At 62.6% G+C, this 19,347-nt stretch carries 16 protein-coding genes; 2 read left to right on the top strand and 14 right to left on the bottom strand.

From position 1 onward, the window contains the following. The first annotated feature begins 71 nt into the window (after positions 1-71). A complete protein-coding gene (locus J4E58_RS32105; RefSeq protein ID WP_053259706.1) occupies positions 72-527 on the top strand; it encodes a Tox-REase-5 domain-containing protein in 456 nt (151 codons plus the stop codon). A gap of 14 nt (positions 528-541) precedes the next feature. Continuing rightward, positions 542-1,255 (top strand): Imm52 family immunity protein, encoded by a 714-nt coding sequence (locus J4E58_RS04135; RefSeq protein ID WP_007930050.1) that lies wholly within the window; start codon positions 542-544, stop codon positions 1,253-1,255. 112 nt (positions 1,256-1,367) lie between these two features. Here the strand turns inward: J4E58_RS04135 and J4E58_RS04130 are convergent, their stop codons facing one another. The 14 genes from J4E58_RS04130 to alg8 all read right to left on the bottom strand — a co-directional run bounded on the left by J4E58_RS04130 (position 1,368) and on the right by alg8 (position 19,229). Further along, on the bottom strand, positions 1,368-1,763 hold the full coding sequence (locus tag J4E58_RS04130; RefSeq protein ID WP_172963042.1) for a hypothetical protein: 396 nt from the start codon (positions 1,761-1,763) through the stop codon (positions 1,368-1,370). 109 nt (positions 1,764-1,872) lie between these two features. Then, complete coding sequence (locus J4E58_RS04125; RefSeq protein ID WP_009042263.1) at positions 1,873-2,265, bottom strand: hypothetical protein; 393 nt, start codon at positions 2,263-2,265, stop codon at positions 1,873-1,875. Further along, positions 2,259-3,458, bottom strand: coding sequence for a hypothetical protein (locus tag J4E58_RS04120; RefSeq protein ID WP_087091305.1), 1,200 nt, complete (start codon positions 3,456-3,458; stop codon positions 2,259-2,261). Before J4E58_RS04120 ends, J4E58_RS04125 begins: the two co-directional genes overlap by 7 nt. A gap of 381 nt (positions 3,459-3,839) precedes the next feature. Then, the gene (locus J4E58_RS04115) at positions 3,840-5,291 is read right to left on the bottom strand and encodes a mannose-1-phosphate guanylyltransferase/mannose-6-phosphate isomerase (protein ID WP_007930049.1); all 1,452 of its coding nucleotides are present in this window, start codon (positions 5,289-5,291) and stop codon (positions 3,840-3,842) included. A gap of 182 nt (positions 5,292-5,473) precedes the next feature. Beyond that, a complete protein-coding gene (locus tag J4E58_RS04110; RefSeq protein ID WP_053259711.1) occupies positions 5,474-6,130 on the bottom strand; it encodes an alginate O-acetyltransferase AlgF in 657 nt (218 codons plus the stop codon). 16 nt (positions 6,131-6,146) lie between these two features. Next, a complete protein-coding gene (locus tag J4E58_RS04105) occupies positions 6,147-7,322 on the bottom strand; it encodes an alginate O-acetyltransferase (RefSeq protein WP_007930047.1) in 1,176 nt (391 codons plus the stop codon). A gap of 11 nt (positions 7,323-7,333) precedes the next feature. After that, entirely contained in the window at positions 7,334-8,899 is a 1,566-nt protein-coding gene (locus tag J4E58_RS04100) for an MBOAT family protein (RefSeq protein WP_087091306.1), read from the bottom strand. Between the two features lie 212 nt (positions 8,900-9,111). Then, on the bottom strand, positions 9,112-10,236 hold the full coding sequence (locus tag J4E58_RS04095; RefSeq protein WP_053259713.1) for a mannuronate-specific alginate lyase: 1,125 nt from the start codon (positions 10,234-10,236) through the stop codon (positions 9,112-9,114). 7 nt (positions 10,237-10,243) lie between these two features. Next, the gene (locus J4E58_RS04090) at positions 10,244-11,692 is read right to left on the bottom strand and encodes an alginate O-acetyltransferase (protein WP_007932828.1); all 1,449 of its coding nucleotides are present in this window, start codon (positions 11,690-11,692) and stop codon (positions 10,244-10,246) included. 11 nt (positions 11,693-11,703) lie between these two features. Next, positions 11,704-13,308 carry a mannuronan 5-epimerase AlgG gene (gene algG / locus J4E58_RS04085; protein ID WP_087091307.1) on the bottom strand — a complete coding sequence of 535 codons (1,605 nt, stop codon included), beginning with the start codon at positions 13,306-13,308 and terminating at the stop codon, positions 11,704-11,706. 26 nt (positions 13,309-13,334) lie between these two features. After that, positions 13,335-14,987 (bottom strand): alginate export family protein, encoded by a 1,653-nt coding sequence (locus tag J4E58_RS04080; protein ID WP_256583136.1) that lies wholly within the window; start codon positions 14,985-14,987, stop codon positions 13,335-13,337. Continuing rightward, positions 14,984-16,516, bottom strand: coding sequence for an alginate biosynthesis TPR repeat lipoprotein AlgK (gene algK, locus J4E58_RS04075; protein ID WP_062823611.1), 1,533 nt, complete (start codon positions 16,514-16,516; stop codon positions 14,984-14,986). Before algK ends, J4E58_RS04080 begins: the two co-directional genes overlap by 4 nt. Positions 16,517-16,542: 26 nt before the next feature. Next, entirely contained in the window at positions 16,543-17,712 is a 1,170-nt protein-coding gene (locus J4E58_RS04070; protein WP_087091308.1) for an alginate biosynthesis protein Alg44, read from the bottom strand. A 35-nt stretch (positions 17,713-17,747) separates the two neighbouring features. Then, a complete protein-coding gene (gene alg8 / locus J4E58_RS04065; protein WP_009042274.1) occupies positions 17,748-19,229 on the bottom strand; it encodes a mannuronan synthase in 1,482 nt (493 codons plus the stop codon). Between the last annotated feature and the right edge of the window lie 118 nt (positions 19,230-19,347).

The raw sequence follows: 19,347 nt of genomic DNA, 5'->3' as shown, positions 1-19,347 counted from the left end.
ACAAGGACTGTGTGAAATGCCCACCTGAACAGGGAACCATGACGATACCCAATAACGGCAAAGGTCATAGTATGTCCGCCCAGTCCGCGCTCTATCAGGCGTGGGTGACTGCTTTCCCGATGCCTTACGAGTGGTGGTGGAACAATACCTGGTGGGATGGTTTCGACAAACCGCGTTGCACCTTGCTGGAAGCCAAGGCCAATTACGCGTTCATGTTCATTCCGCTTATCGGGCTGCCGCGCCCTTGGGCCAATGTGGAGAAAACCCTGATTACTCCTGCCGAGATACATTCCCTGAAAGCCCGGCCCAGCCCGCCGGTTTCGGTTGAATGGCATTTCCTGCAAAGGGTGGTCTATGAGTATTGTGCCGAACAGTATGCGGAGAAGGGGCTCGCCAACCTGACCGCCTACTGGAACCCGATGCCGGGCACCAAGGATCATGATGAGTACATCAAGCAACGTGCAAAAGAGCAGAAAGAGTGGGATGAGTACCGCCGTGAAAATCCCGACCGTGTTTTTGAAGCCTGACTGAGGATGAGCGCTTGTTCAGAAAATTTTCATTCGTTCTGCGTTTCGACAAACAGAAGATCTCAGCGGTCTCGCATGAGGCGCAGTTGGAAAGGGCCGAGCGCTTTCTCAAAGGCCTTGGCGAGATTCATCCTCTGCTGCGGGACTGGTATCTGCAGGGCGGTTCCAGGGAGGAGTCGCTGCGCAAGCGGATCAATGACGACTTCGAGTCTCTGCGTGAAGAGGCCCGGAGCAACCATAACGACGACTTCCCCACGAAATTGCAGTTTTCCGTGTGGAATGGCCTGGATGATCCCCTGAAGGGCGGGTTGGCCTTTCATTACAACGCACACGACCTGGATTCAGTCGCCAGCATGCGCTTCGAAGATGGCGGGGCGCTTGTGGCAGCCATTCCCGATGTGAAACCGGTAGTGATCAGGGTGATTCAGTTGGCTGTTGAACTGTGGCCTGAACTTGACTGGTGTGTGCTGGCGCCAAAAGACCACTATTTGCGCACCAAGGTGTTCAAGGACCGGCAGACCGTCGGCTGGGTCGGGTTTTGTCCACACGTGTTGCGGGCTGGGGATTTTCCGAGCGCCGACCAGCTCATCGACATTCCAAAACGCGGCACGCTGATCGTGAGTTGTCCACAGGTGATGGATGAGGGCAAACGGGCTGATGTCCAGCGAGTTGCGGAGATCGATATCAAGTTGGTGGAGCTGGGGTATTTACCGCTGTTCATGAACTAGCTCGGTGGGCCTCGCCCGGGCACAAAAGAATCCCTCCATCCAGCCGGCTGCCGATAGGAACCACAGCCAGCTGGAAGGTGCTGCGACAGTGCTACCGTACCCGCGCGTCACGTCAGTGCTTAGTCAGTTTCAACAATGCATACATGATCGAGCCCCAGACTAGAAGCACGACATCCATCCAGTTTCTGATGGTCAGCAGGCGCTGGAGATGGGGAGGGAAGTTGTCTATGTCTTCCGAGGAAAGGAAGCCTCTGCGAACCGCAGGGCCAGGCCAAAGCATCGACCCTCGAACGGCCGCCAGCATAAAAAAATTGGTCAACCATCCCTCGTAGGGAAGACTCTCGGCCCAGCGATAAAAGTGTTGGCTCCGTTGCAGGGCCTCCAGCATTTCTCTCAGGTAGCGACGGCTCAGGTAGTAGCTGAACGAGAGGTTTATTACGCACAGTAGAAGCGGACTGGCGACCAGTACGAGGCCTAACCATGAATACCAAAAACTCTTTGCCATCATGGTCGGATTACCCCGTAAATAACTTCCTCAGTTCTTTCCCGGCTCATCACCTGAGTAACTGTCTTGGATGCCTTCATCCCACAAGACGTGTAAAGCTCCATAGAGGTCATCAGCTATCCAACTTCAAAAACGTATACACAATGGCTGTCCATAGGATCACAACGCCGTCCAACGTATTTTTTACAGTCAGAAGGTGTTTCAGTCGTGGAGGGAAATTGCGTACATCCTTTGCACAAAGAAAGCCTCTACGAACTCCGGCGTTAGGGAAGAGCATCATTCCTCGAACGCTGACAAACATCAGAATGCGCTCGAACCATCCCTGATAGGGAAGCTTGTCGAGCCATCCATAGAAGTAAGAACTCTCCTGCATGGCTACCAGCATCTCTTTCAAGTGGCGGCGACTCAGGTAGTAGCTGAATGTAAGACTTGCAAGAGCTAGCAGAACTGGACAGAGGAGCAGTACAAGCGCGATCCCTGAATACCAGAATTTCTCATCTACCATGGCTGCGCGCGCTCATAAATGATTTCCCCAATCCTCTCCCCAATCACATCACCAGAATCTGTTCCCAGGGATGCTCCTACGCCTACCAAGGTTGCAACACATAGCACTCCGCCAATTGCGGTAGAGGCCCCGAGAGCAGCACAAATAAATCTGCTTCCTGCCATTGCGGTTTCAGTACCCAGTGTTCCTCCAGCGGTTGACCCCGCAAACTTCCCCGTTTCAGTAAACATAACCTTCCTGCAACTCCCATCCCCCGCCCCCGCCTGACAAACCTCCTGAACCTTCAACACCGACGAAACCCCACCCAGCGCAATCCCCACATACCCACCCATCTGCATGTACTTCGCCGCGCGGCTGACCGATTTTACGTGGGCGACATAGCCCGGTATCTGCCCGGGCCCACCGGCCTTGTCCCATTGATGGACCAGGCTGCGGCTGGAGAGGCCGAGGGCGGTTTTCAGTTTGGGGTGGTCGCCCAGGGGCGTGTAGTCGCGCAGGCGGGTGGAGTTCAGCAGTTGCGCGTCCAGCTGCGCCAGCAGGCGCCGGCGGCGGGCGAGGAATTCGGGGGACCTGAGGTGGCCGTGTTGGCGGTAGCTGTCCTGATGCAGGCGTTCCATGTCTTGCAAGGTCTCGCGTAGTTTGTCCAGGTGTTTGCCCATCACCGAGGTGCCGATACCCATCCAGGTCGAGGCCTGGCTGGTGAAGCCGGCGATCTCGGCCTGATGGCGAACCATGAAGTCGGCGGCTTCGGGTGTCAGGGGTTCGAGGGCGATCTTAACCTGCTCGGCGGCAAGCATGAGTTGCGCTTCCTCGTAGGTGCAGGCGTGGTTGGCGGGGTCGCTGAGCACGATCAGGCTGCCGGCCTTGGCCGTATCGCCAAGGCCTGGATTGAGGGACAGGTATTTGGCCAGGACGTCGGATGAGGGGCGGTCGAACAGGCGGCGCTGCAACTCGCTCAGAGGCATGCTCCGGGGCACGATGTAGAAGCCTGGGGTGACAGGCGTAGAGGGCTGGACCTGTGAGGGTTTCGCAGGAGTGTCGAGGCCTTGAGGCGTGGTCAGTATCGAGGTGTTCCTTGTACGTGCGCCCGGCAGTGGCGGATTCGGGTTGGCGGGGCGCAGCACACGAGGCATCGGGGTCGGTTCGCCACGGGAATCGGTGGTGTATTTGTTGCCGGAAGGTTGCTCAGCCATCGCTGTTTGCGCTGTGTGTTCTAGCCTTGCGAAACACTAATGAGCGGTATGGATGGGAGTCGTTGAGAGCTATCTGAAACGCCCTGCGGTGTTTTCGAAATGTCGGTAGGAATTGGCGAAACGACTGTAGCCGCTGCCGCAGGCTGCGATCGCCCGCGAAGCGGGCGCAGGGTCATGAGATCGCTGGAAGGCCTTCGGCCTTATCGCAGCCTGCGGCAGCGGCTACAGGAGGTCTTCGTTCAGGCGCGCGGACATAAAAAAGCCCCCGCCCAACCGCCTGCGGATAGGGGACGCAGGCGGTCGGACGGGGGGTGCAAGGACTTGCTGACAACGACTCCCTGCTTTTACTTGCAGCTTGCCGCTTGAAACTTGTCGCTGTGGTTACTGGGCGATGGTTTTCACCGAGATACCGCGTTCCACCGGGGTGGAGCGGCCGTAGATGTCTTCGAAGCGTTCGATGTCGTCTTCGCCCAGGTAGCTGCCCGATTGCACTTCGATGATCTCCAGGGGGATCTTGCCCGGGTTGCGCAGGCGGTGTACCGAGGCGATCGGGATGTAGGTGGACTGGTTTTCGGTGAGCAGGAACACGTTCTCGTCGCAGGTGACTTCGGCGGTGCCGCTGACCACGATCCAGTGTTCGGCGCGGTGGTGGTGCATCTGCAGGGACAGGCACGCGCCCGGCTTGACCGAGATGTGCTTGACCTGGAAGCGCCCGCCCATGTCCACCGAGTCGTAGGAGCCCCACGGACGGTAGACCTCGCAGTGGTTCTGGGTTTCGCTGCGGCCCTGTTCGTTGAGGGTGTTGACCATCTGTTTGACGCCTTGGACCTTGTCCTTGTGGGCGATCATCATGGCGTCCTTGGTTTCCACGACCACGATGTTTTCCAGGCCGATCACCGACACCAGCTTGCCGTTGCCGTGGATCATGCAGTTGCGGCTGTCCTGGATCACCACGTCGCCCTTGCTGACGTTGCCGTTGACGTCCTTTTCATGCACGTCCCACAGCGACGACCAGCAGCCCACGTCGCTCCAGCCGGCGCTCAGCGGCACCACGCAGGCGCGCTGGGTCTTTTCCATCACCGCGTAGTCGATGGAGTTGTCCGGGCAGCAGGCGAAGGTGGCCGGGTCGACGTCCACGGTGTCGGCGTCCTGGGCGCTGCGTTCCAGGGTCAGCAGGCAGGTGTCGTAGATGTCCGGGTCGTGCTTTTTCAGTTCTTCGAGGAAGCGGCTGGCACGGAACAGGAACATGCCGCTGTTCCAGAAGTAGCCGCCGGCCTCGACGAACTCGGCGGCACGCTTGACGTCGGGTTTCTCGACGAAGTGCGAGACGCGGCTCACGCCTTCCGGCAGCAGCGCATCGTTGGTCGACTTGATGTAGCCATAACCGGTTTCCGGCTTGGTCGCCGGCACGCCGAACAGCACCATCTCGCCACGCTCGGCGGCCACGGTGGCCAGGGCCAGGGCGCGTTGCAGGGCTTTCTGGTCTTCCAGCACGTGGTCGGCCGGCAGCACCAGCATCAGTTCATCGCGACCTTCGTTGACCAGCATCATCGCGGTCAGGGCCACGGCCGGCGCGGTGTTGCGGCCGAACGGCTCCATCAGGATGCGCTGCGCTTCGAGTTTGCGCGCCGCCAGCTGCTCGTTGACGATGAAGCGGTGGTCCTTGTTGCAGACCACGATCGGCGTGTCCATGCCTTCGAACACCAGGCGCTCGAGGGTTTGCTGGAACAAGGTGTGTTCGCCGGTCAGGGCGAGGAACTGTTTAGGGAATTGCTTACGCGAAAGCGGCCAAAGACGTGAGCCACTACCACCTGACAAGATCACCGGAATCATGTTGTTACTCCTTCAAATACCGTTTGGGTTAGAGCTACTGCGTTCTGTCGTTTCACTCTCTTGTTGTTGTCTCGGTGTAGCCGCTGCCGAGGTACGAGGCTGCGATGGGCTGCGAGGCGGCCCCTGAGGGCGGTCCTGCGGACCGCTTCGCAGCCTCGTGCCTCGTCAGCGGCTACAGGTTCTTAACGTGTCGAGACCGGGCGCTTGACCCAGACTGGCGACAGGCTGCTGCCGTTGCCGGTGACGTAGAGCACCGCGGCTTCGCCGCGCTCCAGGGCGACCGGCTTGAGGTCGCTGACTTTTTTCTCGCCCTCGTACAGCGCGAAGCTGACTTTCACCGGGTTGATTTCACGTTCGCCACGGCCCTTGGCGGCCACCGACTGGACCACGTCGGTCTTGCCGTCGGCGGTCTTCAGGGTCAGGGCCTTGTCGCTCAGGTTCTGCACCCGGACCAGGGACTTCTGTTTGTTCTTGAACGGCGGTTCTTCGATCAGTTGCGGCTGGCCGCTGGCGTTGTTGACCAGGGTGTAATAGTGGTCGGCGGCGAGTTTCACCGGCACGCTCTGGCTGCCGACCTTGGCGGTGTAGTCGCCGCCGGGCATGAAGCTGAAGTCACTGCTGGCCAGCGGCGCGACGTCGCTGAGGCTGGTGCTGCCGACGGTGGCGCTGACTTCCTGGTTGCTGGCGTTGTAGATACGCACGAAGGACGAGCCTTTGGGCGCGGTCGGGCCGTACAGCGCGGCGTCGCCACCGGCGAAGGCGGGCAGGGACAGGACGCTCATGCCGGCAGCCAGTGTGATTGCCTTGGCGAGACGACGCGGAGTGATAGTGAAAGTCATGGGTGTCACCTCTCTTTCAGTTTTGCGCCCGATCGGGCGTCTCGGATTTGTTGAGTGCAGCTACGTTCTGTTGGCGGGCGCCGGCTTGTTTGAGCTCTGCGACCCACTGCGGGTCGGCGTCGCCGATTTCGTTATTGACCGGCAGATATCGTTCGGGGAACTCCCAGATCAGCACCTGGGGCGGGCTGTTCTTGAAGGCATCGCTTTTCAGGTAGCTGAGCATCGGCAACACCGGGCCGTGGCCGTCTTCGGCGTAGCTGACCACGTCGCTGTGCAGGGCCTGCTTGAGCGCGCCGACGAAGTTCCAGTTCGGGTTGGCGCTGTAGCTGGTACCCACCAGGGCCACCGGCACTTCGTTGTCGGCGAACAGCGCGTCGTCGGCGGCCGGCTGATCGTCGGCGGCGCGGGTCACGCGTTTCTGCAGCGGCTCCTTGGCCGGCATCAGGTTCTCGAACAGCGGGTCCAGGGGCAGGAACAGGCGCAGGTCGCCCTTGTGCACCACGGTCTGCTCGGCTTCGGTGACGAAGCGTTGCGGCTGGCCCATCAGCGGTGCCTTGTCGGCGATCGCCTTGGCCAACTGGTTGGCGGCGACTTCGGCGCCGGCCGGGGTCCAGTGGGTGTCGGTGCGCAGGAACACTTGCTGGCCGTTCTGCTTGGCCTGTTGCAGCGGGCCCAGCAGGTCGGGGGCGAGGATCTTGTCGGCCGCCACCCGGGCGTGGAAGTCCTGGTAGAGGTTGGCGTGGATGCTGGCCGGCTGGACGTCGCCCAGGTGTTCCGGGTACAGGCGCACCTTGGCCGGCACGATCGCCATCACCAGTTTCACGCCTTTCTCTTTCAGGGCCTGGCGCACGCCTTCGACCAGCGCGTAGTTGCCTTGCAGGTTGAGTTCTTCGTTGACGATCGGGTGGAACTCTTCATCGCTGTACAGCCACTGGTCGCGGCCGAGCACCACGCCCGGACGACCTTCGTTGAACAGCTTGAAGTCCAGGGCCGCCCACAGGTTGGTGCCCAGGCGCTTGATCGGGAACTCGTCGTCGTAGTGGGTTTCCACGGCCTTGGCCCAGCGACCGTTGAGCACGGTGGCGTCGTTGTTGGTGCTGAAGCCGAAGAAGCTGCGCACCGACCACAGGCCCAGGACCATCAGGGTCACCAGGAACAGGGCGATATAGAAGACGCGTAATGAGCGGGTCATGGTCAGATCCCTCAGAACTGGAAGTAAAGGAACGGCGAGAAGCTTTGCGCCGAGAGTTTGAGAATCGAAGCGATGAACAGCAGCAGCACCAGGGTGCGCATCACGTAACGCGGCCAGTCGGCGACCCAGTAGGCCGGCTGGACCTGGGCTTCGACGCCCACGGTGTAGCCCGGCTGGTGGATGCTGTCCGGCTTGTCCCCCGGTACGGCCTTGATCAGGCCAGGCTGGGCGGTGGCCGGACCGTCGGCCTCGGTGTTGATTTCAGGCTTGCTCTTGACCGGCGTCGGGTTGCGATACAGGTCACGCAGGCCGAAGAACGCCAGGGTGGCGTAGGCCACGACCAGGGTCGCCACTTGCAGGCCGGTGAGGCTGGCGCGGTTGAGTTCCGACAGCGACCAGTCGCCGAAGCTGAACATGGCGCCGTACATGCGACCGGCGACGTGCAGGTTCTCGGCGCGGAAGATCACCCAGCCCATTACCACCAGCAGGAAGGTCAGCGCCCAGCGGATCGGGTTCAGGCTGCGCGGCGAAGTGTTGATGCCGAGCATCTTCTCGATCGCCAGCCACATGCCGTGCCAGGCGCCCCAGACCACGTAGGTGATGTTCGCGCCGTGCCACAGGCCACCGAGCAGCATGGTCAGGAACAGGTTGCGATAGGTCATCAGCGTGCCTTTGCGGTTGCCGCCCAGGGTGATGTACAGGTAGTCGCGCAGCCAGGTGGACAGGCTGATGTGCCAGCGCCGCCAGAACTCGGTGATCGACTGGCTGATGTAGGGCTGCTTGAAGTTTTCCATGAAGCGAAAACCCATCATCAAGCCCAGGCCGATGGCCATGTCGCTGTAGCCGGAGAAGTCGAAGTACAGCTGCGCGGTGTAGGCCAGGGCGCCCAGCCAGGCGTCGCCCGTGGTCGGGTTCTGCAGGGCGAAGCAATGGTCGGCGACCACCGCCAGGGTGTCGGCGATGAACACTTTCTTGATGAAGCCCTGCATGAAGCGCGTGCAGCCTTCGGAGAACTTGTCCAGGGTGTGGGTGCGGTTGTTGAACTGGTCGGCCAGGTCGCGAAAACGCAGCACGGGGCCGGCGATCAGGTGCGGGAAGATCGCCACGAACGCCGCGAAGTCGATCAGGTTGCGGGTCGCCGGGGTGTCGCCGCGGTAGACGTCGATGATGTAGCTGATGGACTCGAAGATGTAGAACGAGATACCGATCGGCAACAGCACGTGGGTCAGGATGAACGGCTCCAGACCGAACGAGGTCATGATCGAGTTGATGCTGTCCACGCCGAAGTTGGCGTACTTGAAGTAGCCGAGGATGCACAGGTCGACCGCCACGCCGAGCAGCAGCCAGCGCTGGGCCGGCTTGGTGCGTACACCGGCGGCGCCGACTTTCAGGCCGATCCAGTAGTTCCACAGGGTGACGCCGGCGAACAGCGCCAGGAAGTCCACCCGCCACCAGGCATAGAACACGTAGCTGGCGATCAGCAGCAGCAGGTTGCGATAGCGTTGCCCGCTCAGGTAGTACAAGCCGAGAAAGATCGGCAAGAACAGGAACAGGAACACATTGGATGAGAAAACCATCCCGATCTCTCCATGTTTGACCAACAGTAAAGGGCCAGAGCCCCCCCAAACCCCCCCGTGAAAAACCGGGGGCGGCGTATTGCATTCGTCCGTAGCCGCTGCCGAGGTACGAGGCTGCGATCGGCCGCGAAGCGGTCGTGCTCTTGAGGACCTCGGAAGGCTCTTCGAGCCTTGTCGCAGCCTCGTGCCTCGGCAGCGGCTACAGGTGTCGCTTACGAGCCTTTGTTGCCCTTCTCGTGCGAGGGGTCGTAGACCTTGGTCAGGTCGCCACCCAGGCGGAAGGTCTTGAACGGTTGCATCTTGTGCTTGCGTTCCAGTACATCCGGGGCGCAGGTGTAGAGGCTGCAGAAGGGTTCGAGCCAGGCGAATTTCGAGTCGACCTTGAGGTCGGTCATGTCCTGTTCCTTGCCGTTCTTTTCCTCGAACTCATCCGGGTCTTTCACCCCGGCCAGCACCCGCTCGCCCAGGCGTTTCAGGGCGCCGTTGTTTTCCTGGCGCAGGTCGACGCCGTTGACCTGGGCGAAGCTGGCGATCATCGCCAGCGGCGGCAGGGCGTAGTTGTGATAGGCCAGGGCGCGTTGTTGGCGCTTGAGTTCGTTGGGCAGGAAGCCGTCGGCGTCGACCTGATTGGCGCCGACTTTGTATTCCTTCACCGCCCAGTCGAACAGGTCGCGGCGGTTGGTCGCCACGGCGGTGGCCATCACCGACCAGGCGGCCCAGTACGAGTGGTTGTTGGTCTGCTCCAGCGGCAGGTTGTCCCAGTCGCTGACCACCTGGTCGGCCATCTTGCTGAACCAGGCCTCGATCTGCTGCGCCTGCTGCTGGTGAGTGTCCAGCGGATGGGAGTCGGAAAACTTCAGGCGCAGGTAGGCCGAAGCCATGCTGCCCAGGGCCCATTTGCGCATGGACTTGCCGGTGTGGTTGAAGTCCTTGGACATCAACGCATCGGCCTGGGCCCAGGCGCTCAGCCAGCTCAGGGTGCAGTCCAGTTGTTCCGGACGGCCGTCGCGCATGAACTGCATCACCCGCTTGCTGGTACCGCGCTCGATCTTGGTGATGTCGGCGGTGCTGTCGCGAAAGGCCTTTTCCGATTGCACGTTGAGGGTCGCGCGAGCCTTGTCCGACCCTTCGTACTTGCTGCGAAATTGCAGCGAGCCGGTGTAAGGCGCGGGCATGGCGTCGCAGCCTTCGCTGTGGTCGCCGCTCTTGAATTTATCCACCGGCGCGTAGTAACCCTGGGGCGGGCGCAGTGGGGCCGCGGCCTGGGTTGCGCCTGCGAACATCGCCAGGCTCAACAGGCTCGGTGCCAGTAACTGTTTCAGCGTTTTGCTTTGCATAGGAACCTCATTGCCCGATTTGCGCGGTGCGTTGACCGGCATCCGGGAATACGTTGCGTTTGCAAATTTTCGCTTCGACTTTCTGTGCCGCGGCGCCGGCTTCCGGACCCTGGACTTCGACCGCCAGCAGGTTCTGCGAGGCCCAGTCTTCGTCGGTGCGCAGTTCAAAGGCGAAACGCCCGTCGGTGTCGGATGTTTCCGGTTTGTCGATCTTGATGTCCTCGTGGCGCCCGTTCATGTACCAGAGGGTGGCTTGCAGGGTTTTCACCGAGGTGTCGGCGAAGCGGATATCGACCTGGTGGCTGCTGTTGCGCAGGTCCATGTTCTTGCTGTTGACCATCAGCTCGTTCTTGCCGGGCTTGAGGGTGGCGCTGGCGCTCATTTGCGCCGGCTTGCCTTCGCAGCCGTTGTCGAGCAGGGCCATCATCTGCCGGTAGATGGTTTCCTGGTCCAGGCGGTACAGCGGCGAGAATTCCCAGATCAGGATCTTCGGTGGCTTGGTCTGGAATTCCTCGCTGCCCAGGTACTGCAGCATGGAGCCTTCGAAGCCGCCGCCGGGGAAGGCGACGTTGAGAATGTCGGCGCCGATCTCTTCCTGCAGGAAGCCGGCGAAGTTGTAGTTCTTGCCGCTGTGGCTGGTGCCCACCAGGGTGATTTCCGGGTTGCCGGAATCGCCGAACAGGTCGCCGTCGCCGGCTTCGCCCTTGGGTTCGGTGGTGAACTGGTCCATGTACTGGATCGCGTAGCTGGTGCCGCAGAGCTGGCCGGCCATGTTGTGCAGGGTGCCGGTCTTGCCCATGCGCCCGGACTTGTGGGTCTCGAACTCACGCTTGGGAATGTCGGCGAAGGCCGGCAACTGCTTGACCTTCTGCGCCACGATCTTCGCCGTGCGCTGGGCGCCGTACGGGGTCCAGTGCTGGTCGCCGCGGAAGTAGAAGTCGTGGGCCGGCAGGGTCTCCGGCAGTTGCTCGTTGGTCAGCGGCGACAGGTCCGGCACCACGTAGCCCATCTGGGCGAAACGGCCGAGCATGCCCTGGTAGTTTTTCAGTGCCTTGTCGTAGTCGAAGCTGGCCTTCTCCTGCGGGTTGAGCTTGTTGCGGTTCACCAGGCCGCGGGTCGGCTGGTAGACCAGCACCAGCTCCACGCCCTTGCTCTTGAAGGCGTCGTGCAGCTGTTGCAGGCGGCGATAACCTTCCGGCGTGGTGTTGAATTCGGTGCGCAGGTCTTCCTGGGTACGGAACAGCCAGTCGCCCTGGGCTTGCACCAGGGTGGTGAAGTTCTGCTGGTAACGGGTGGTGTAGTTCTTCGCGTCGTGGGCGGCCGGGCACAGGTTGCAGCACGGCTCGGCGGTGAACTTCGGTGCCTGGGTTTCGTCGGCGCGAGCGCTGTTACTGGCGGCGAGAATGCCCGCGGTCAATGCCGAGAGGCTCAAGAGTTTGATCAGGTGTGGGCGCATGACAGTCATCCTCAATCGCGCATTTCGGTCTGGCGTTCGACAGGGTCGATCAGCACGGCTTTCTGCTGGCGCACCAGCAGGTCAAGAATTTCGTCCTGGCGCTCGCCGAGGATCCCCGAGAAGCTGATGCCGCTGCTCTTGGTCGGGGCGAGCATGGACACGCGGTACAGCTCGACGCTCAACGGCGAGTCGATGGACATCGGGCCGCTGCCATTGGCGGCCAGCTCACCGCCGACCACGATCAGCGACACCTGGGCGTCGAACGGGTCGAGCTTGATGTCGCGGTCGGTGTCGGAGAGGTCCTTGATGTGGCCGTAGACGCCGGTCAGGCCGTTGGCCATGGCGACGTTCTCGTACAGGCGGATGTTCACGCTGTTGCGAATGCGGATGCCATGGCGCCGGTTGCTGATCACCTTGTTGCCCCACAGCAGGTTGTCGGCACTCTCGTAGAGGGTGATGCCGTCGGTGTGGTTGCGGTAGATCTCGTTGTCGGCGATCAGGTTGTTCACGCTGTTACGGTCGATCACCAGGCCCGAAAGTTTGTTCTCGTAGCTGCGGTTGTTGAAGATGAAGCTGTCGTTCACTTCCCGGGAAATAATGATCCCGTGCTTCTTCTTGGTCCCGTAGACGGTGTTGTCGGCGATGATCAGCCGGTGCGAACGGTCGTGGGGGTCGATGCCGTAGACGATGTTGTCCTTGTAGGTGTTGCCCTTGACCACGAAGTCGCGGGTCTCGTAGCAATAGAAGCCGTACCACATGTCCGAGAACTCAGAGCCGATGATCCAGCCGGTGGGTTCGGGGCGCTTGAGCACCTTGGCCATGTTCGGCGTGTACTGGGAAATACTCACGCCGTAGGACTTACTGTTGGCGTAGCCGAAGCTGGCCATCTTGCTGTTGACGATGTAGGTCTCGGTGCCGCCCCAGGCCAGCAGGAACGGACGGAATTCCTTGGGCGAGTTGAACGTCGCCGGGCCGTTGTCCTTCTCGCGCCAGCCGGTGACCTTGGTGTCGCGCACGAACAGCTGGCCGTCGTTGACCAGGAACGAACCGCCTTCCTGGGACAGGCGCAGCTCCTGGGTCTGCTGGTCGATTTCCAGGATGCCCTTGCGCCCGACCACGATCGGCAGCCGCGCCAGGTACACGCCCGGCGAGGTTTCGCTGATGTACTGCTTGGGCAGCTTCTTCGCCAGCTCCTTGAGGTTGACGTAACCGTCGTCGATAAAGATCGCCTGGGGGATGCCGTGCTGGCGCACCACCCATTCGGCCATCTTGTTGTCACCGCCGATAAAGTCCTTCAGCGCGTCTTCCTGCATCATGCGGCGCACGCTGATCTTGCCGGGCTTGCTGCGCACGATCTTCGCCGCCGCCGCTTCGGCGGTGTAGCCGGAGAGGTCGGGCAGGGCCGGCTTGGCCAGGTTCAGCGGCGCGGTGGGCGCGCTGCTGACGGTGTAGGTCTTGGCCTGTTGCAGCTCCTTGGCCACGGTCGGCTGCTTGCCGGACGTGGCGGCCGGAGCCGGTTCGACGTTGGCGAAGGCGGCGCTGCTGGCCAGCAGCATGGCGCCGGCCAACAGGCTGATCGAGCCTCTTATCGCTGGGCTGTTCATCGGGCTGTTCATCTCAGGCACTCCCTTGGCGGCTCGCATCAGAAGCGCCAGATCACGTCGACAAAGGCGCGGTGCATGTACGAGTCGACGTTCTTGCCATAAGCATCGCCCGGCTTGAACACGCCGCCACGAAAGCGCACCAGCGCCGAAGGCTCGTCGATCGACTGGCTGAGCGCGGCCGGCAGCAGGCCTTGCTTGAAGTACTTGGTGACCACCAGGTCCACTTCCTGGCCAAGGTCTTTCTCGCCATCGCGCAGCGGCAGGGACGAGCTGGAGAGCAGGGCGCCGGTGGCGTCGTCGTAGTTGTTTTCCACGGCGTTGATACCGTTGCTGCCCACCGGCTTGTTGCCGTCCACGCGCCAGAACTTGTGGTAGATCAGGCTGGCGTCATATTCGTCGGCGAGCATCCAGGAACCGAACAGGGTGGCGGTCTGCATGTTGTTCATTTCGCCGCGGAAGGCTTCGCCGAAACGGTGCACCCGCGAGCGGGTCCCGGTGTAGTTCGAGCGGTTGCTTTCCAGGCCGTTCTGTTCGTAGTCGCCGCTGGCGCGGGCGTAGGCTGCGCCGACCTGCCATTTCGGGTCCAGGCGCAGGCGCACGCCGAGGTCGGTGGCCCAGCCATCGAGGCTCTCGCCGCTCTTGGCCTGGGCCGGGCGGGTGCCGTCGGCGTTCAGCGCGTTGACCTTGTCGCGGTCGCCGCTCATGCCGGTGATGCTCGCCCAGTAGTTGACGGTGTTGGTGTTGCGCCAGTTATAGGCGTCGCTGTTGGCTTCCAGGCCGAGCCAGGTCAGGTCGCCGTTCTGGCGCTTGTCCAGGGAGTCGGTGGCTTCGCCCGGAACCGGGTAGTCGAGCTTGCCGTCGTCGTGGCTGTGGTGCGCGCGCACGCCAGCCCAATGCCCCGGGGTCCACTGGTAGGCCACATCGCCGTAGACGTGCAGGCGATCCTTGTCTTCCGGCGCCAGCTCCTTGAGGTCGGTGCGGTACTCGCTGAAGCGCTCGGCGATGCCGACGTTGGCGCGCAGCAGGGTGGTGTCGAAGGTCCAGTTCAGGGCTTCGATGTTGGTGTCGCGCCATTGGCCGTCGTCGTTGCGCAGGCGCTGGCGACCGAACTTCAACTGCTCGCCCGGGTAGGGGGTGAGGCCGCTGTAGCCGATCCAGAACTCGCGCATCGCCAGGTAGTTCTTCTTGCTCTTGCGGTCGCTGTTGTTGCTGCTTTCGGTGCTGGCGCCGTCGGACTGCTGCAGGGTGTCGGTCTCGATGATATCGGTCGAGGTCACCGCCTGGCCCATGGCGTAGGCGCTCCAGTTGCCGCTTTCGCCGTAGACCCAGGGCCGCAGGTCGAGGCCGACGCCATTGACGTCGCCGCCGCCCAGGGTGCCGAGGTCACGGTCGTCTTCGGACTGGCCGGTGATCTTCACTTCCAGGCCGAAGTTCTTGGTGTCGGTGACGGCCGCCAACGTCGGGTTGGACCAGAGCAGGGCAAAACCCAGGGCCACACCCAGCTTCGACAGGCTGAACAGTTTTCCCGTAGCCGCTGCCGCAGGCTGCGATCGGCTGCGCAGCAGCCGCAAAACCTGCGCACGCGGTGCCACTGACAGATCTCGGTCGCCCGGTTGGCGAGCGCTACGCGCTCGATCGCAGCCTGCGGCAGCGGCTACAGGATTGGCGTGGCTGGATGGAGTGAACTTCATAGGGATTCCTCACCGTCTTCTTCCTGCAGCGCGTGCAGTTCCAACGTGTTCTGGCTCAAGGCGCCACGCACGGCCTGCTCTTGTTGCAGCAGGCGTTGGGCCTCGGCGCGTTGGCCTGGCGGCAGTTGGGCTTCGAGTTGTTGCGCAAGCTCGTTGGCTTGCGGGGTGTCCTGGGTCTTGGCCAGCTGGCTGAAGACATAGGCGTTGAGCGGGTCGGGCTTGGTGCCCTTGCCCTGGGAGAACAGCTGGGCGATGGCGAAGTCGGCGCTGTTCTGGCCGTTGCGCGCGGCGGTCAGCAGGTGGTCCAGGGCTTTTTGCGGATAGACCTGGCCCAGGTAGCCACGGCGGTAGATCTGGCCGAGGTAGTAGTCGGCGGCGACTTCCTTGCCCTGGGCCTTCTTGAAGTGCTCTTCGGCGACCTTGGCGTCGGCCGGGACCATCTTGCCTTCGTAGTAGAGCTTGCCCAGCAGCAGTTCGGCGCGGGGCTGGTCGGCGGCGCGACCGTTGTCCAGGTACTGCATCATCTTGTCGACGTCGCCCAGTTCGGGGAAGTCGTAGAGCAGTTGCGCCAGGGTGACCCAGGAGGCCGGGTAGCCGGGAGCGATCGGCTCCAGCAGCGCCTGCGCGGTTTTCTCGTCGGTCTTGCCCAGGCTCGCATCGCCCAGCACCCGGGCCACGCTGTCGACCCGTTGCGCGCTGATGACGCCGCGGGCGTGGCCGGCCTGCAGCTGTTTGAGCAGCTCGGCCTGTTGCTCCGGCTGGCCGCGTTTCTGGTAGACGGTGGCCAGTTCGACGTAGCAGATATCGGTGACGTTCAGCGCCGCCTTGCAGATGGTTTCCACCTCGGCCAGGTGTTGGTCGTAGGTACCCTGGGTGCGGTACAGCAGCACCTGGGCCAGGCCGGCTTCCGGGTAGCCGGCGCTGCGCCATTGGCTGATCTGCTGCTGGGCGTTGACCTTGGGGAAGCTCTGCGGATATTGCAGGTAGAGCATCGCCAGCGGGATCAGGGTGTTGCCTTCACCATTGGCGAAGGCCTTTTTCAACAGGCCTTCGGCTTCGTGGTGCTCGGCTTCGGTGGAGCCGGGCTTGGCCACCAGCAGGCGACCTAGGCGCGCCTGGGCCCGCGGCGAGGTGTCGGCCGCGGCGCGGTAGGTTGCCTCGGCTTGCTTGATCTTCGCCGGGTCGCGGGTTTCCATCTGGATATCGGCCAGGCCGACCTGGGCGTCGCTGTAACCCAGGTCCGCCAGCTGCCGGTAGTTCTGCTCCGCGAGCACAGTGTCGCCGCGCTTCAGGGCTTCGTTGGCCAGGCGCTGGTCGGGCAGGCCGGCGCAACCGGCCAGGGCCATGGCGGTCACCAGAGGCAACAGCAATGCCGAACCCTGTAGCCGCTGCCGCAGGCTGCGATCGGCCGCGTAGCGGACGGGTTCCGGACGGCGCGCTGTGTTCGCCAGACCGCATTCATCCCCTTCACGAGTGCGTTGCACTCGATCGCAGCCTGCGGCAGCGGCTACAGGGGCCGTTTTCGTCATCGGGAGTGGGGTATGAATATTCATGGTTAGAGACCGGCAGCCATGGCTTTGTCGATCAGCCAGTTCACGGACGGGCCGCGGTCGCTGCTGACTTCCACCGGGCGGCCGGCGAAGGAGCTGCTCAGCGGGGCGTCGGGCTTGATCTGCACGCGAATGTCCGAGGACAGGTCGCTGCTGTTGAGGCTGGTGCTGCTGACGATGGTGCCGCTGCGTACGTCGTCTTCGCCGGCGATCTGGAAGCTGACCTTGGTCCCCGGACGCACGTCGGCGAACTGGCGGTAGGAGAAACGCGCTTCGACGTTGGCCTGGCTGTTACGCGGGACCAGCTGGAAGATCACGTCGCCCTTGCTGGCGTACTGGCCGTCGGCAACCATCTGCTGGGCCACGGTGCAGTCGCAGGGCGAGGTCAGGGTGCCGGTCATCTGCTTGCCGAACAGTTCCTCGACCTTGGCCGGTTGCAGCTGGTCTTCGTTCAGGTGGCCCTTGAGCACGTCGAGCATGCTGGTGCTGAAGGTCGCCAGCGGGGCGCCTTTGGCGGCTACGCCGTCGGCCTGGATCAGGCTCTGCACGGTGCCGTCGCGCGGCATGGTGACGTTCATCCCCGGCGCGCTGACCAGGCCGGCCTGGGCGTGGCTGACGAAGTACATGCCATACACCGACTTGAGGATGAAGCCGAAGGCCGCCAGGCCAACGACGAAGATCCCGGCGCTGAAGGTCACCGCGCGCAGGCGGCCCAGGGCGCTCATGCCGTGGCCGGCGTCCTTGTTCTTGCGCGCCTTGGTGAAGTTGTCGCGCTGCAGGGTGGCGAGCACGTCGCCCATGGTCACGATGTCGCCGGCCAGGTGCGAGGTGATCAGCTGGCGCAGGGTCGAGATGTCCTGGGGCTCGAGGTTCTGGAACTGGCAGCCGACCCGGCCGCTCTGGCGATCCACGGAGCGCACCTGCAACTCCACGTCCATGGCCAGCCCGAGGTTGTCGATGACGAACTGCAGGCGGCCCTTGTGCACGTCGCCGACCTTGATCGGCAACTGCCCGCAGTTGAAGCTCAGGCCGCCGGCGGAGAGGTCGATGACCCGCGCCTCGACCGGGGTCCGGTCGGGGCCGAAGAAGCGCAGCTTGGCCGGGATCTTGACCCGGGCGTGTTGGCGTTGGGCTTCGGATTCATGCACTACATTGACGTTCACGGCGGTGTTCATAAGGGCGATTTCCTAGTTAATTCAGGCAAGGCGGGTCAGACCATCAGCAGCAGCGCGGCGACGAAAATGCTGCCGGCGGAGAAGGTCATGGTCCGAGACGACCAGGTGTTGAACCAACGTTGAAAGCTGGCGAGGTCACGGGACAGAGCAGTCGGTTGGCGGGTCCAGGACTGTTGGTCGAGGCGGAAGAACACGTAGATCTTCACCAGGGCCCCGACGATCTGGTTGTAATAGAGGATCAAAGGGTAGGCCGGGCCGATCCGGTGCCCCGAGCAGGACAGCAGCAGGGTCAGCAGCAGGCGGGTGATACCGATCCACAGCAGGTACACCAGGATGAAGGCGGTGCCGTACTTGAAGCTGGCGATCAGGGCCACGGTCAGGCCGAGCAGGGAGGTCCACATCGACACGCGCTGGTCGAACAGCACCACGCTGGTGAACAGGCCCAGGCGCTTGAGACCCAGGCCCAGGGCCCGGGAGTTCTGCCGCAGGTTGTTGCCGTACCAGCGGAACATCAGCTTGCGGCTGGCCTTGATGAAACTCTTCTCCGGCGGGTGTTCCACGGTGTTGATCGCCGCATCGGGCACGTAGAAGGTGTCGTAGCCCAGGCGCATCAGGCTGAACCAGCTGGACTTGTCGTCGCCGGTGAGGAACTTGAAGCGGCCCAGGCGCCAGTGTTGCAGCGAGTCGCTTTCCACGTCGGCGATGAAGTCCGGGTTGGTGACCACGCTGGCGCGGAACACCGACATGCGTCCGGTCATGGTCAGCACGCGCTTGGACAGGGCCATGGAGCACATGTTGATGTGGCGCTGGGCGAAGCGCAGCTTGTGCCATTCGCTCATGATGTAGCCGCCGCGCACTTCGCAGAACTCGTTGGTGGTCAGGCCGCCGACGTTGCCGAACAGCTGGAACCAGGGCACGGTCTTGCGCACCACGCCTTCGCCGAGCACGGTGTCGCCGTCGATCACCGCTACCACGGCGCGGTCGTCCGGCAGGTGGCGGGAGATGGCGCGGAAACCGAAGGCCAGGCCGTCGCGCTTGCCGGTGCCGGGGATGCGCACGAAGTCGAGCTTGACGTGGGCTGGCGGGTTCATGCGGGCCCAGAGGCTTTTCACCAGCAGCTCGTCGGACATCTCCACGATCGAGCAGACCACGGTGGTGGGGAAGCCGCAGTCGATGGCTTCGCGGATCACCGAGCCATAGACCTGGGCGGTGGTCAGGGCGTCGATCCGGAAGCTGGTGACCATCAGGTACACGTGGGACGGATCGGCGGCCTTGCCCAGCTTGCGGACCTTGCGGCGCAGGTGCGGGTAGACCACGTAGAGAAACAGCATGCCGCGCACGAAATGCGTGGCACCCATCGAGTAGCGCCAGATACCCACGGCGCCAATCAGGAAGATGAAGTCCTTCGATTCGGAGTCGAATGTGGACGCGGGCAACGCCAGGGCGAGACCCATCAGTAAACTCAAGAAAAACAGCCAACCTGCGGCCTGAAGTAGGCCGTGCTTTAGCCTGTGCATAATCTGCATCCGTCTCGATCTCGGGCGAGCCTGTGGGGTGGCCCGATGGGGTTAAGGCAGGCGAAAAAGCCGGGATGGCGTTGGCGCCCTGGCGGACGCCATCGCCAGCAAGCTGGCT

Origin of the sequence: Pseudomonas sp. FW305-25 (assembly GCF_017351415.1) — a bacterium.
In the GTDB taxonomy this organism is placed as follows: domain Bacteria; phylum Pseudomonadota; class Gammaproteobacteria; order Pseudomonadales; family Pseudomonadaceae; genus Aquipseudomonas; species Aquipseudomonas chlororaphis.
Note: the sequence above shows the minus strand (reverse complement) of the source record. Positions and strands in the feature narration are given on the sequence as shown.